Origin of the sequence: Mesobaculum littorinae (assembly GCF_004011175.1) — a bacterium.
GTDB classification, from domain to species: Bacteria; Pseudomonadota; Alphaproteobacteria; order Rhodobacterales; family Rhodobacteraceae; genus Tranquillimonas; species Tranquillimonas littorinae.
Genome location: NZ_RQXX01000002.1, coordinates 311,681 through 324,963 on the forward strand (window position 1 = coordinate 311,681; position 13,283 = coordinate 324,963).

The 13,283-nt window shown below is 66.6% G+C and carries 13 protein-coding genes; 2 read left to right on the top strand and 11 right to left on the bottom strand.

The window, feature by feature from the left end:
* Positions 1-10 precede the first annotated feature (10 nt).
* The 11 genes from EKE94_RS06235 to EKE94_RS06285 form a co-directional block, all read right to left on the bottom strand.
* Positions 11-868, bottom strand: a complete 858-nt coding sequence (locus tag EKE94_RS06235) for a tetratricopeptide repeat protein (RefSeq protein WP_127905744.1) — start codon at positions 866-868, stop codon at positions 11-13.
* 35 nt (positions 869-903) lie between these two features.
* Positions 904-1,440, bottom strand: a complete 537-nt coding sequence (locus EKE94_RS06240; protein WP_235855914.1) for a tetratricopeptide repeat protein — start codon at positions 1,438-1,440, stop codon at positions 904-906.
* Between the two features lie 24 nt (positions 1,441-1,464).
* Complete coding sequence (locus EKE94_RS06245) at positions 1,465-2,445, bottom strand: type II secretion system F family protein (RefSeq protein ID WP_127905745.1); 981 nt, start codon at positions 2,443-2,445, stop codon at positions 1,465-1,467.
* A gap of 13 nt (positions 2,446-2,458) precedes the next feature.
* Positions 2,459-3,427: a type II secretion system F family protein gene (locus EKE94_RS06250; RefSeq protein WP_127905746.1), complete on the bottom strand. Its 969-nt coding sequence runs from the start codon at positions 3,425-3,427 to the stop codon at positions 2,459-2,461.
* A gap of 3 nt (positions 3,428-3,430) precedes the next feature.
* Entirely contained in the window at positions 3,431-4,954 is a 1,524-nt protein-coding gene (locus EKE94_RS06255) for a CpaF family protein (RefSeq protein ID WP_235855915.1), read from the bottom strand.
* Positions 4,955-4,968: 14 nt separating this feature from the next.
* Positions 4,969-6,213 (bottom strand): AAA family ATPase, encoded by a 1,245-nt coding sequence (locus tag EKE94_RS06260; RefSeq protein WP_127905747.1) that lies wholly within the window; start codon positions 6,211-6,213, stop codon positions 4,969-4,971.
* 318 nt (positions 6,214-6,531) lie between these two features.
* Positions 6,532-7,197: an OmpA family protein gene (locus tag EKE94_RS06265; protein WP_127905748.1), complete on the bottom strand. Its 666-nt coding sequence runs from the start codon at positions 7,195-7,197 to the stop codon at positions 6,532-6,534.
* Positions 7,198-7,202: 5 nt separating this feature from the next.
* Positions 7,203-8,633 (bottom strand): type II and III secretion system protein family protein, encoded by a 1,431-nt coding sequence (locus EKE94_RS06270; RefSeq protein ID WP_127905749.1) that lies wholly within the window; start codon positions 8,631-8,633, stop codon positions 7,203-7,205.
* A 267-nt stretch (positions 8,634-8,900) separates the two neighbouring features.
* A complete protein-coding gene (gene cpaB, locus EKE94_RS06275) occupies positions 8,901-9,749 on the bottom strand; it encodes a Flp pilus assembly protein CpaB (protein ID WP_127905750.1) in 849 nt (282 codons plus the stop codon).
* Between the two features lie 326 nt (positions 9,750-10,075).
* Positions 10,076-10,273 carry a Flp family type IVb pilin gene (locus EKE94_RS06280; RefSeq protein ID WP_127905751.1) on the bottom strand — a complete coding sequence of 66 codons (198 nt, stop codon included), beginning with the start codon at positions 10,271-10,273 and terminating at the stop codon, positions 10,076-10,078.
* 214 nt (positions 10,274-10,487) lie between these two features.
* Entirely contained in the window at positions 10,488-10,682 is a 195-nt protein-coding gene (locus tag EKE94_RS06285) for a Flp family type IVb pilin (protein WP_127905752.1), read from the bottom strand.
* A gap of 428 nt (positions 10,683-11,110) precedes the next feature.
* Here EKE94_RS06285 and EKE94_RS06290 point away from each other — a divergent pair, with 428 nt between their 5' ends.
* Positions 11,111-11,980: a lytic transglycosylase domain-containing protein gene (locus EKE94_RS06290; RefSeq protein WP_127905753.1), complete on the top strand. Its 870-nt coding sequence runs from the start codon at positions 11,111-11,113 to the stop codon at positions 11,978-11,980.
* On the top strand, positions 11,973-13,283 hold the full coding sequence (locus EKE94_RS06295; RefSeq protein ID WP_127905754.1) for a UbiA family prenyltransferase: 1,311 nt from the start codon (positions 11,973-11,975) through the stop codon (positions 13,281-13,283). Before EKE94_RS06290 ends, EKE94_RS06295 begins: the two co-directional genes overlap by 8 nt.

Below are 13,283 nucleotides of genomic sequence, written 5' to 3' on the forward strand. Positions count from 1 at the left end.
GGCCATGCGCCTAGTTCACCACGTTGCCTTCGAGCGCGCGCAGCGCCCGCACCGCGGCCTCGAAATGCTGGGGATGGGTGTCGATCGCTTCGCGCAGAAGACCCTTGCCGATCTCGACATCGCCCTGCTTGATTGCCGACAGGGCCATGGTGTGCATCAGCTCCGCCTGTTCGACCTGGCTCATCGGCACGACCGGCAGGTCGTAGCGGCGCTGGGCACCGCGGGCCAGGACCATGTTGTTCTTGGCGGTGAAGAGGTCGTCGTCATAGGTCAGCGCCTCGCCGAACAGACGCTCGGCCTCGGCGTAGTCGCCGCGCGACAGCTTGGAAAAGCCCCAGTTGTTCAGCACGCCCGACGGCTTGGTCGTCAGGCCCACGGCGGTTTCGTAGAAACTGTCCGCCTTCGTCCATTCCTTGTTGCTGTCGGCGATCATCGCCTCGAGCCGGTAGCGTTCGTAGGTTTCGAAGGTGGGGGGCACGGTGTCCAGCGTCGCCTCGGCGCGCTGCCAGTCGCCGGCGCGGATCAGCGCGTCGGCATAGGCCACGCGGTCGGCATCGGTGGCCTCGGGCGTGGCGCTGACACGCCCCCAGACCGATACTGCCTCGGTCGGGCGCTTGGCCCGGATCAGCGATTTCGCCAGCCCGCGCTGCAGATCGAGGCGCCCGGGATTCTCGGCCGCGGTGCGCTTGAAATAGGCGACCGCCTCGTTCGGGTCGGCCACGGTCAGCATGATGTCGTTGAGGTTGCTTTCGTCGATCACGTTGACCGATTTCATCGCGCGCTCGACCTCGGCGTCGCCGGATTTCTGGCACGCCGCAAGCGCCATCGCTCCGCCGAGGCAGAGCATCAAAGGGATGTTCGGACGCATTGTGGTGTCCTTGTCCTGCTCGGGTCTCCCCCGCCTCAGGGTGTGGACAGGATCAGGTACTCGCTGCTCCCGCGCCGCACGAGGGCGAAGTTGTTTTGCGGTTGAGCGTAGTCGGATTTTTCCAGCTTGGCGAGCGCGAGGGTCAGATTGTCCCGGATGTCGTCACTTTCGCCACTGTCGAGCGCGAAGGCCTGACGGAAGACCCGCGCGGCCTCGGCCGTTTCGCCCTGTTCCATCAGCACGACGCCGAGGTTGTTCCACGCGGGCACGAAGGTTTCGTCCTTCTCGACCGCGCGGCGCAGCAGGCGTTCGGCCTGACCCAGCCGCCCGAGTTTAAGGTTGGCCGACCCCAGTGCCGACAGCACGTCGACATTGGTGCCGTGCTCGGCCGCGCCGCGGTAATAGGCCTTGAGCGCAAGCTCGTACTCCCCCGCCGCCATCAGCCGGTGACCGACCAGCAGCCCGTCGACGCTGTCCTCGGCCGGATCGACACCCTGGGGCGCATAGGGGCCCAGGCCCTGACGCGAAAGACCGCCCGCGTTTCCGCAGGCGGCCAGGAGAAGCAGAAGCAAAGCCGTGGTACGCAGGCCGAACCCTCACATGGCAAACTCGCCCAAAGTCACGACGATGCTGTAGATCGACGGACCGAGCAGGATGATAAGCAACGGCGGCACCGTCAGCATCATTGTGGCAAGGGTCATCTTCGTGGGCAAGGTGTTCGCCTTCTCCTCGGCGCGCATCACGCGTTTGTCACGCATCTCGCCCGCGTAGACCCGCAGCGCCTCGGCCACCGAGGTGCCGAAGGTCGCCGACTGGATCAGCACTGTGACAAAGCTCGCCACGTCGTTCACGCCCGAGCGTTCGGACATGTCGCGCAGCACGGCGATCTTGTCCTTGCCGGCCTTGATCTCGAAGCTCACCATCTCGAATTCCTCGGCCAGCGCGGGATAGCCCGCGCGGATCTCGCGGGCGACGCGGATGATCGACTGGTCCAGCGATTGCCCGGCCTCGACGCAGACCAGCATCATGTCCAGCGCGTCCGGAAAGCCGTTGGTGATTTCTTCCTGTCGTTTCTGAAGCCGCTTCGTGACCCAGTACTTGGGCAGCATGTAGCCGACCAGCCCGGGGCCGAGGATGGCGAAAATCATCGCCTGCGTGCCGATCGGCACCTCCGAGGCGGCATTGCGCGCCATCACGTAGATCACCCCCACGGCAAGCAGGCCAAGGCCCAGGGCGAACTGCGCGAAGTGGAAGATCCGCACCGCGTTCTTGTTGCGGTAGCCCGCGCGCACCAGCTTGAGCTTGGCCGCCGAATACTCCGCCTCGTTCTTGGGTTCGAGGAAGGTCGAGTACTTCGCCAGCTTGTCGCCGCTGTCACCACGACGCAGCGCCTTGTGATCGTCGCTGCGCACGGTGTCCGAGGTGCGCGCGGCCTTGATCTTGTCCAGCGGATCGGACTGCCGTTTCAGCAGGATGGGCAGGGTGACAAGGATCAGCACCAGCCCCAGTCCGCCCACCGCGATCAGCGGTCCCGCGGGCCCGAGCATGTCGATCAGTATCCGGTTCACGGCCTCCATGGGCGACGCTCCTTCAGACCTTGATGTTCACGAGCGCCTTCATCACGAAGATGTTGACGACGAGAAAGGCGGCGACGACGAGGCAGGCCGGGATGAAATACACCGTCTCCTTGACCTCGTTGTAGTATTCGGGGCTGAGCACGTTGATCGCGACAAGCGCCAGCAGCGGGAAGACCGACAGGAACATCCCCGACCACTTGGCCTCGGCCGTGATCGCCTTGACCCGGCGAAAGAGCTTGAAGCGCGAGCGGATGACCTTGGCCAGCCCGTCGAGAATCTCGGCCAGGTTGCCGCCCGACTGCTGCTGGATCGTCACCGCCACGGCGAGAAAGCGCAGATCCTGCATGTCCATCCGCTCGGCCATCGCCTTGAGCGATTCGCCCACGTCGCGGCCATAGGCGCTTTCATCCGCGATGACGCCCATTTCCGACCCAAGCGGATCGGGGACCTCCTTGGCGACGATGTTGATGGCCGAGGAAAAGGGGTGCCCAACCCGCAGGCTGCGTACCATCAGTTCGACGGCGTCGGGCAGCTGTTCCTCGATCATGCCCAGCCGCTTCTTGGCCTTACCGTTGATCCAGACGTAGACGCCGCCCACGCCCATCGCGACCGACACGGCGAGGCGTACGCCCAGGCCCGCGCTGGTGGCCTGCGTCAGGCAGACATAGGCGATCGTGCCCAGCACGACCATCACCATGATCAGCTGCGTCGGAGTGAAGGCGATGTTGGCCTTCTGCGCCTTGTCGGCCAGCAGGGCATAGACCGGGATCTTCTGGCTTTTCATGTGCTGGCTCATCTCCTTGCGGAGTTGCTCCAGCACCTGTTCGCGGCCCTTGCCCTTCTCGAGCATCTCGAGACGGCGGTTCACGCGGCTGTTAAGGCTGATCGACCGGCCGAAGACCGTCAGGTAGAGGCCTTCGACCAGGACCAGCACGGCCACGAAGATCAGGCCGTAGATCAGCGGTTCGGCAGAGATGATCATGGATCAGCGTCCCGGGTTGAAGGGCTCGAACACTTCGGCGGGCAGGTTGTAGCCCCACATCTTGAAGCGGTCGGAGTAATGCGAGCGCACGCCCGTCGCGGTGAAATGGCCCAGGATCTTGTTGTCCGGCGTCAGGCCCACGCGCTGGTAGCGGAACACCTCCTGCATCGAGATCACGTCGCCCTCCATTCCCGTCACCTCGGTGATCGAGGTCATGCGGCGCGACCCGTCCTGCAGGCGGCTGACCTGCACGATCAGGTGGACGGCGCTGGCAATCTGGCTGCGCACCGCTTTCAGCGGCATCTCGATCCCCGCCATGGCGATCATGTTTTCAAGCCGGCTGATCCCGTCGCGGGCGCTGTTGGCGTGGATCGTGGTCATCGACCCGTCGTGGCCGGTGTTCATCGCTTGCAGCATGTCGATGACTTCCTCGCCGCGGGTTTCGCCCACGATGATGCGGTCGGGCCGCATCCGCAGCGCGTTGCGCAGGCAGTCGCGCTGGCTGACCGCGCCCTTGCCCTCGACGTTGGCGGGGCGGCTTTCCATCCGGCCCACATGCGTCTGCTGCAGCTGAAGTTCGGCCGTATCCTCGATCGTCAGGATGCGCTCGGAGTTGTCGATGAAGCTCGACAGCGCGTTGAGCGTCGTGGTCTTGCCCGACCCCGTCCCGCCCGAGACGATGACGTTCAGCCGGGTGCTGACCGCCGCCTCGAGATACAGCGCCATCTCCTCGGTGAAGGCGCCGAAGTTCACCAGGTCCTGGATCGCCAGCTTGTCCTGCTTGAACTTCCGGATCGACACCAGGCTGCCATCGACCGCGATCGGCGGGACCATGGCGTTGAAGCGCGATCCGTCGGCAAGTCGGGCGTCGACATAGGGGTTGGATTCGTCGACGCGGCGTCCCACGGCCGACACGATCTTGTCGATGATCCGCAGCAGGTGGCGTTCGTCCTTGAAGGTGATGTCGGTGATCTGCAGCTTGCCGTTGCGTTCGACGAAGATCTGGTTCGGCCCGTTGACGAGGATGTCGTTGACCGTCTCGTCCTTGAGCAGCGCCTCGAGAGGGCCGAGGCCGCGCACCTCGTCGTAGAGGTCCTGGATCAGGTTCTGCCGCTCTTCGCGGTTCAGGACGACGCCCAGCTCCTCCAGCGCCTCGGACGAGATCGCGGTGATCTCGGCGCGCAGGTCGGCCTCGGCGGCGCTTTCCAGCGCGCTGAGGTTGAGGTTGTCCAGAAGCCGCTTGTGCAGTTCGACCTTGATGTCGCCCAGCCGCTCCTTGCGCTTGCGATCGCGGTCGACGGGGGCGGCCTTGGCCGGCTGGCGGGTCTGGCGGGCGGCGCTGCCGATCCCGCGGCGTGCCGCCTGCGGTGCCTCGGTGCTGTCACGGGTGTCGGGCAGGGGGTCGGGCACCGCCACCGGGCGCGACGGGGGCGCAGACTTGACCGCGGCCGCCTTGGACACGACGTTCAGCGGCTTCGGCGCCGGATCGTCGCCCTTGGGTTGGCTTTTCTTGTAGCGGGAAAACATCTGCGTCCCCTCCCTCAGCCGGCCTTGGCCTGGGCACGATTGAGATCGTGCGCCGAGACGGCAATCTTGTGAATTTCCTTGCGCAGTGGGTTCTTCTTGGCCGATTCCGCCAGAGGCAGCCCATGGTCGCAGGCTTCCAGAACCTGCCGGGCGCCGTCGGGCAGCTGCACGTCGAGCGAAATGTCGAGGCTTTCGGCCAGGCGCTTGACCCGGCTCTTGCCGTTCAGGTCGGTGAACTTCGGCGCCCGGTTCAGGATGAAGCGCAGCTTGTCGGTCGGCAGATCCTCGGCCTTGAGCGCGCGCACCAGCCGCAGCGTGTTCTGCGCCGACCGCATGTCGAGCTCGATCAGGGCGAAATAGACATGGGCGGCGTTCAGCACCGTTTCCGTCCACTGCACGACCGTCGATGGCATGTCGATGATGACGTAGTCGAAATTGGCGCGCGCCATCTCGATGACCCGCTCGATATCCTCGGCGTTCAGAATGTCCAGCGGCAGCATGTCCGCCGGGGCGGTCAGCACGCTCAGCTTGTCGTTGAAGCTGAGCAGCGCCTGCATGAAGCTGTCGCTGTCCATCTGCTCGGTATCCGACAGAAGCTCGAACACCGCGTCGCGTCGGGGCAGGTCGAGATAGGTGCCGACCGAGCCGTATTGCAGGTCGAAGTCGAGGATGCAGACCCGCGGCGCCGGATCGCCGCCGAGGTTGGCCAGCTCCCACGCGAGGTTGACGGCGAAGGTCGTCGCGCCGACGCCGCCCGAAAGTCCGTGCACCGGCATCACCACGCCGTCGCAGTCGCCCTTGGATTTCAGCTTTGGCTGATGGTCGTCGGACACGACCGGCGCCGCCGGAACAGGGGCGCGCAGGCGGTCGATGGCCTCGTGCAGCGCGCCTTCGGGCAGAGGGTAGGGCACGAATTCCTTGGCGCCCAGCCGCAGAAGCTGGTGCAGCACCATCGGGCTGACCTCTTCCGCGATCACCACGACCTTGATGTCGCGCGCCACGGCGGTCTTGATCAGCGCTGCGATGGTGGTCACGTTGCTTTCGTCGTCCTCGTCCATCGCGATGGCAATGAATTCAAGGTGGTCCGCGTCGGGCTGGTCGAGGAACACCGCCGCGTCTGCAAAGCCGAGATCGCCCCAGCCTTCGCCCAGCTCGGTTTCCATGTCCTCGATCAGCAGGTCGAAATTCTGGATGTCCCGGCACACCGTGCAGGCCACGATAGGGTCGGGATCACTCTGCACTGCCACGTTACTCGCCATAGCCTCACGATCCTCGTAAATTCCGGCCGCGACCGCGTCCGATGCGGGCCGTCCCGCTTTTGTCCGCCCTCCGCACGCATCTGTCTCGGGACGGGGGCGGTTTACCTCAAGTCCTTAGATGGATGGTAAAGAGGGCGACATTACGGCCAAAAAACCGTAATTATCCGGTTTTGCTGGACACTATCCCGTTACGGAACACGACGTTCCCTCCCTGTCTTGCGACGGCGGGTATCGCCGAAAGGCGGGTGTCGTTCGGGACGAATCGGCCCGGGATCTCGGGGGAGTAAGAGGCCGCGCGCGGGCGGGCCCCCGGGGACGTCAGCCGCCGCCGCCCGCGGCCGCGATGGCGGCCAGCCCGCTCTCTTCGGTGCGGGGGGCGGGGACCGCGCTGTCGACGTATTCGCGGAAGATCACCTGCGCATACTTGCCGTTCAGCAGCATCGGGTGACCCGAGACGAATCCAACGACCTCGGTCACCGTCCTGCGGTTGCGGCGCTCGCGGCCCTGCGTGACGATCAGCGGCTGGGTTTCGCCGTAGGACACCACGGCCTCCAGCCGCGACCGGCTGATGCCCTGCGCGGTCAAGAACGCGACCGCCGCCTGGGCGCGCCGCAGCCCCAGCGCCCGGTTGTAGGCATCGGGGCCCACAAGGTCGGTGTGGCCGTAGACGCGGAACCGCACCTCGGGGAACTGGCGGATCCACGACGCCTGCCGGGCCAGCGTGGCCCGCGCGGTGGCGTCCAGAACGGCGCTGTCGAAGGGGAAGGTGACGGTGGGGTCGACCTCGGTCGAGAAGCGGGTGTTGAGGCTGACCAGGATGTCTGTCTGCCCGGTCTGGACCTGATGGTTGTTCATCGTCGCGTTGCCGAAGGTGCCCGAGTCGATGGACGCGCCCGCGGCGGTGTTGAAATCCCGGGCGCCCTCGGGCGTGCAGGCCGCGATCGTCGCGCCCGCCAGGGCCAGTGCTGTCAGTCTGCCGCGCATCGCCGTCACTCCATCACGTAGCCGTAGGACCCGTTGAAGTCCTGTTGCGCCACCTCGCCCGCGGCGCCGCGCGTGGGGGTCCGGCCGTTCGTGCCCGCGACCTGCCCGTTGAGGAACAGATCGCGTTCGGACGGCGGGGTGATCCGGTCGGTCGGCAGGGCCAGAGCCTCGCCCCGGGTGGGCGATACCAGATGCGCGGTGATGATGATCACCAGTTCGCTCTGCTGCCGTTCGTACGAGGCGCTGCGGAACAGTGCGCCCAGCACGGGGATGTCCCCAAGCCACGGAACCTGGCCTGCGAGATCCTGGAAATCGTCCTGCAGAAGCCCTGCGATGGCAAAGCTTTCGCCGTCGCGCAGTTCGACCGTGGTCTGGGTTTCACGACGGCGGAAGCCGTTGACGGCGAAGCCGCCGTTCTGGACCGTGATCGTGTTGTCGATGCCCGAGACCGCGGCCTGAAGCTGCAGGTTGATGATGTCGTCGGCGACGACGGTCGGGGTAAAGGTCAGCTCGACGCCGAAGGGCTTGTACTGGATGGCGATGCCGTCCTCGTCGCCGACGACCGGGATCGGGTATTCGCCGCCGGCCAGGAAACTCGCCTCCTGTCCCGACAAGGCGGTCAGGTTGGGCTCGGCCAGCGTGCGCACGACGCCCTTGGATTCCAGCGCCTCGAGCAGGACGGCGAATTGCAGGCTGCCGGCGTTGAACCCCAGCGTGACCGCGCCCTGCCGCTCGGTCGGAGACGTGAAGGGCTGGCCGTCCAGCACCGCATCCTGGCTGGCCCCGTTCGAGAAGACGCCATTGCCGCCGTCGATGCCCAGGTCGCCGTCGAAGCCGGTGCCGGTGACCGCCAGCGATGACGACAGCGATTTTGACACCGACCGCTGCATCTCGGCGAAGCGGACCTTCAGCATCACCTGCTGGGTGCCGCCCACGGTCATCAGGTTCGACACGCGTTCCGGAGCGTAGCGGGTGGCGAGGTCCAGCGCCCGGTCGAGCGAGACGATCGACGACACCGTACCAGAGAGCACGATGCCGTCATTGGCGGTGCGCACCTCGATGGGTTCGCCCGGAAGGATCTGGCGCAGGCGTTCCTTGAACTCGGCGATGTCTGGCGCGACGTGCACCTCGACATTGGTGATCAGCCGGCCTTCGGCATTCAGAAGCGTCAGCGTGGTGCGGCCCGGCGCCTTGCCCAGCACGTAGATCGTGCGGTCCGACAGGGTCGAGATGTCGGCGATGGCGGGGTTGGCGATGGAGAGTTCCGCGAAGGGCACATCGCTTTCCACCACCACGGCACGGTTCATCGGCACGTTGAGGTTGGACGAGGTCGATCCGCCCATGACCCGCAGGGTTTCGGCCATACCTGCGCCCGGGACCCCCGCAGCGAGGGTCAGGCCGACGAGGGCGGCCCTGAATACTCCGTCAAATCGCATGTGACCTGCCTCTCTGATCACGGGCGCGCGACATCTCGCCGCCCGCCCACCGGGTCTCGTCCGCCCGTTTTGCGATAACCATGCGGCACCGTGGCCATTTTTGCAACAATCGGTCGCACGGCGCGCGGGCGCTCTGTGGAGACGCGGCAACAGGCGCGGGGCGCCGCGATGGCCACCCCGCGGCGGCCGTGCACAGGACCGCCGCGCACACGCAAATAGGCGCCCGCGGTCGAGACCGGGGCGCCTTGCGGGTGTGTGTGCAAAGGATCAGTTGGTGCAGGGGATGGCGATCTCGACCGCCTCGCCGCCGCGCCGGGTCTTGATGGTGCAGACCCTCTCGCGCTGGATCTCGGGCGCGGCCTCCTGCTCGATCCCCAAAAGCTCCTGCTGGCCGATCTCGACCGTCTCGGCGATACTCGTGTCCTCGGCCCCCACGAGGCTGAGCGACAGCCGCCCCGTCGACTGGGCCTGGGCCAGCGACGCGACCTGCCGGGGCGTCGCCTCGACCGTCACGGTCCGGGCGACGGTGGGCGAACTGCGGTCCTCGTCCGCGGACTGGTCGATGGCCACCAGCCTTATGTTGGTCTCGATCAGCTTGGTCACCTCCTGCCGGCCGTTCTGCGCGCCGGGGATGTTGCCCGACCAGTAGACGTCAACCTTGTCGCCCGGCCGCAGGAAGCCCGAGACGCCCGAGGCGACATCGACGCTGATCGCGAAGGCACGCATGCCCGCCGACAGGCGCGAGGATACGCCCGCATCCTGCCCCGGGTCGGTCACCTTGGTGGCCATCACGGCCTCGTCCGTCTGCATGGTGCGCAGGACCGACCGAAGCTCGCCGTTTTCGGGAAACAGCACCGCGGGATCCTGAAAGCTGCCCTCGGGGATCGCGTCGACGGGCCAGCGAACCAGGCGCACGTCCTCTTTCTGCAGCGTTTCGCCGTAGCGGATGTCGCGGCGCACGACGAAGACCTGCGTCGTCTCGACCATCTCCGCGCGGGCGGCGCGCTCGGCCTCGAGCTGTGCCTGATTCTGCGAGATGAAGTCCTGCGCCATGTACACGGCGAAACCGGCAAGCCCGAGGCCGACCAGCAGGACGAGACCGAAAACCATTCGCATGGTCATTCCTTTCTTCTCATGCTCCGACGGCCTTCTGCCGTGGGACCCTTCCTCTCCCCTCAGCCTGACGGCTCATTGGGGCGGAATCGTGCAAGATTCGCGGTGTTGCAAAGAAACGTTCGCGATCCGGGGGCAATCGGGCTGCGCTTCGGCGCCTGGCCCTTGATGAGCGCGGATCGGAGAAAGCGGCGCAACATGCCGCGGAACTTTTGAACATCAACCTGTGTGTTCAAGGCGGGCCCTGAACGAATCGCCCGCCCCCGCATGACGGGGGGCGGAGCGGTTTGATCGCGATGGTGCCGGCGCGGTGAGGCGCCGTGCAGAACTCAGTCGAAGGTTGTGTCGACGGTGGCCGAGCTCATGTTGCTGGTGACGCTGTTCGTCACGGTCTGCGTGCTCGACCGGACCGAGGTCAGGACGGCGATGCCGAGGCCGACGATGGCGGCGGTCAGCACAACCCAGTCCACCGTCACGGCGCCGTCTTCATCTTTGCGGAAGCTGTTGGCGAGTTTGAAGAATTTCATCTTTGGGTCTCCTTGGGTATCTTTGGTATGACGTCTGGTCCTGCCTCGAAGAAACGATGTCCGGGATCCCCCGGGCGCCTGCTCTTGTCGGATGATGCCTTTTTGGCCTGACATTCTGGCGGGGATGCGGCGCAGATCGTGTCGTGATGCGGCGCTTCGCGGAAATACGTCAGAAGTTTTCCGGGTCAGCGCCGCGCCGGATGCAGGTCGCCGATCAGAAGGTCGTCACGACCTTCGTGCCGTTGAGTTCGGACGCGACGCTGTCGGTCACGGTCTTGGTGGCGCCCCGGACCGAGGTCAGCACCGCGATGCCGAGCCCGACAATGGCAGCGGTCAGCACGACCCAGTCCACCGTCACGGCACCGTCTTCGTCATTGCGGAACGTCTTGGCGAGCTTGAAGAACTTCATAATGTGCCTCCGTTGGGGCAGGGGGTTACGCACGTACTATTTTCATTACCCGGGCAGCGGGGCGGGACCTTGCGGGACATCACGGTCCCCGCCGTCGGAATGGGGGCATATAGCTGTCGGATTGAGGCAGGAATTTGTTAGCCAACAGGCGATTTCAAAGTGATTCAGAGATTAACGACGCCGCGACGTAACGGCATTTCCCGCCCCGCATAACAGGTCTGCGCGCGCGACAATTCCCCACCGGTCCGGGCGCGCGCGGTGCGCCGAATGCCCTGCGGTTTCGGAGAAAGGGCGGATAATCGAGCAGGGCAATTCCGCATCACGGCGAAGCGAAACGACCCCGAGTCGCCCGGAGGTGTAGCCGCAGCAGAATCCTCTCCGTAAGAAAATCACATAAAAACGCGACGCAGGCAGAGCAGGACGACGACATGCGGCATTTTGCGATCCCGCTGGCGCTGGCCTTGGGGCTGGTCACGGGCCCGGCCCCGGCCGAACCGCCGGCTTTCAAGGATTTCACCTTCAAGCGGGTCAAGCCGCCGGCACCCGGTGCGAAAAAGCGGATCGACGTGCAGATCACGGCCGAGGAATTCGCCGCCCAGTCCGCGCCCCCGCCCAAACCTGCGACCGCCGCCGACCCCACGCACGACGTTTCGGACGCGATCGCGGCCGAGGCGGCGACGCCTCGTGCCCCCAGCGGGTTCGAATGGTTCTGGGCCCAGCTGTCACCGGGGATCGGCGAGAACCCCGCCAACCGGGCGCGCGATGCCCTGACGCTTCTGGCCGAGGGGCCGGCCGGAACGCCCGTCGCGGGGCCGCGGCTTGAGACGTTGCGCAAGATCGCCGATGCCTATGGCGCCGATATCCTGAAGGCGACGATCGGCACGCGGGTCTCGCCGGCCTTCGCGCTGGCCGTCATCTCGGTCGAATCGGGGGGGCGGCACGATGCCGTCAGCCACGCGGGTGCGCGCGGCTTGATGCAGCTGATGCCCGCCACCGCGGATCGTTTCGGCGTCTCCGACAGCCTGGTCGCCGCGCAGAACATTCGCGGCGGGGTCACGTATCTCGACTGGCTGATGGGCGAATTCGGCGACGATCCGGTGCTGGCGCTTGCGGGCTACAACGCGGGCGAGGGCGCCGTGAAGCGGCATGCCGGCGTGCCGCCATACCCCGAGACGCGCGCCTACGTGCCCAAGGTGCTGGCGGCGTGGAGCGTGGCCCGGGGCCTCTGCCTGACCCCGCCCGAGCTCTTTTCCGACGGCTGCGTCTTCGTGGGGCCGCGGAGCGTCACGAATGGCTGAGGCCGCGCCGCGCCTCGTCCCCCTCGAAGGCGGCGTCATCGCCAGCGACCTGTCGGTCGAATTGTTCTGGTCGGCCCTGGGTGCCCGGCCGCTGGCCACCCTGCGCGCCTGCCTGCGCCACGCGGGCCGTCCCGCCGCGCGCCGGGCCGGGATCGCCCGGCTTGCCCCCCTGCGGCTGGATCTGCTGCCCACGGCCCCCGGTGCCGAGGCGCGCATCGCCGCGGCCGGAGGCTCGGCGGCAGGCGTGATTTCCACCGCCGACAAAAGCGTCGCGTCCCGAATCGCCGCGGCACGGGGGCTGGCAGGGCCGGTCCTTGCCTCGGACGGCCGTACGTTGATGCGGGGGCGGCCCCGCGCCGCCGCCCTGTCCGCGCTGGGCGCGGCAGAGCCCGGTCCGGCACCGCGCCGGCCTGTGGCGGCGGGGGCGCTGTTGCGGGCGCTGCGGCCGCACCAGTGGGTCAAGAACGTGCTGCTGCTTCTGCCGATGATCGCCGCGCACGACTTCACGCTGGCCACCCTGTGGCCCGTCCTTCTGGGCGTCGCCGCGTTTTCGCTGGGAGCTTCGGCGATCTACGTGGTCAACGACCTTCTCGACCTCGATGCCGATCGGCTGCACCCGACCAAGCGTCACCGCCCTTTCGCCAGCGGACAGGTGCCCGCGCGGTTGGGGACCTTGCTGGGGCTGGGCGCGGGCGCTGCGGCGCTGGCGCTGGGGCTGGTCGCCGGGCCCGGGTTCCTGGCGGTGCTCGTCCTCTACATGGTGCTGTCGCTGGCCTATTCGCTGCGGCTTAAGCGGCTGCGCTGGATCGATATTTTCACGCTTGCCATGCTCTACACCTTGCGGGTGGTCGCGGGCGCCGCCGCCGGGCAGATCGCGCTGTCGCTTGCCATGCTGGTCTTTGTCTTTCCGATCTTCCTGGTCCTGGGTTGCGTCAAGCGTATGACCGAGCTGGCCTTTGCCCGCGGCGATGCGCGCCTGCCGGGGCGCGGCTACGGGCGGCGGGACAGGGGGGACCTGCTGAACATGGCGGCCCTGGGGACGGTGGCGACGCTGGTGATCTTTGCGTTCTACACCACCACGGGGCAGGCACAGGCGCTCTATCCCGACCGCTGGATCCTGTGGCTGGCGCTGTTGCCGATGGCGCTGTGGCTGCTGCGGATGGTTCTTCTGGGCTATCATGGCCGGCAGGACCACGATCCCATCGTCTTTGCCCTGCGCGACCTGATGGGGCTGGGCCTGCTGTGCCTGACGCTGTCGCTGATGTTCTGGGCGGCCGGGCTCTGGGCCGAGTGGTTCGGCTAG

Excerpts from the sequence above, each read along its gene's own strand:
- EKE94_RS06235 (WP_127905744.1), bottom strand. The coding sequence starts at position 868 with ATGCGTCCGAACATCCCTTTGATGCTCTGCCTCGGCGGAGCGATGGCG.
- EKE94_RS06245 (WP_127905745.1), bottom strand. The coding sequence starts at position 2,445 with ATGGAGGCCGTGAACCGGATACTGATCGACATGCTCGGGCCCGCGGGA.
- EKE94_RS06250 (WP_127905746.1), bottom strand. The coding sequence starts at position 3,427 with ATGATCATCTCTGCCGAACCGCTGATCTACGGCCTGATCTTCGTGGCC.
- EKE94_RS06255 (WP_235855915.1), bottom strand. The coding sequence starts at position 4,954 with ATGTTTTCCCGCTACAAGAAAAGCCAACCCAAGGGCGACGATCCGGCG.
- EKE94_RS06260 (WP_127905747.1), bottom strand. The coding sequence starts at position 6,213 with ATGGCGAGTAACGTGGCAGTGCAGAGTGATCCCGACCCTATCGTGGCC.
- EKE94_RS06265 (WP_127905748.1), bottom strand. The coding sequence starts at position 7,197 with ATGCGCGGCAGACTGACAGCACTGGCCCTGGCGGGCGCGACGATCGCG.
- EKE94_RS06270 (WP_127905749.1), bottom strand. The coding sequence starts at position 8,633 with ATGCGATTTGACGGAGTATTCAGGGCCGCCCTCGTCGGCCTGACCCTC.
- cpaB (WP_127905750.1), bottom strand. The coding sequence starts at position 9,749 with ATGCGAATGGTTTTCGGTCTCGTCCTGCTGGTCGGCCTCGGGCTTGCC.
- EKE94_RS06280 (WP_127905751.1), bottom strand. The coding sequence starts at position 10,273 with ATGAAATTCTTCAAACTCGCCAACAGCTTCCGCAAAGATGAAGACGGC.
- EKE94_RS06285 (WP_127905752.1), bottom strand. The coding sequence starts at position 10,682 with ATGAAGTTCTTCAAGCTCGCCAAGACGTTCCGCAATGACGAAGACGGT.
- EKE94_RS06290 (WP_127905753.1), top strand. The coding sequence starts at position 11,111 with ATGCGGCATTTTGCGATCCCGCTGGCGCTGGCCTTGGGGCTGGTCACG.
- EKE94_RS06295 (WP_127905754.1), top strand. The coding sequence starts at position 11,973 with ATGGCTGAGGCCGCGCCGCGCCTCGTCCCCCTCGAAGGCGGCGTCATC.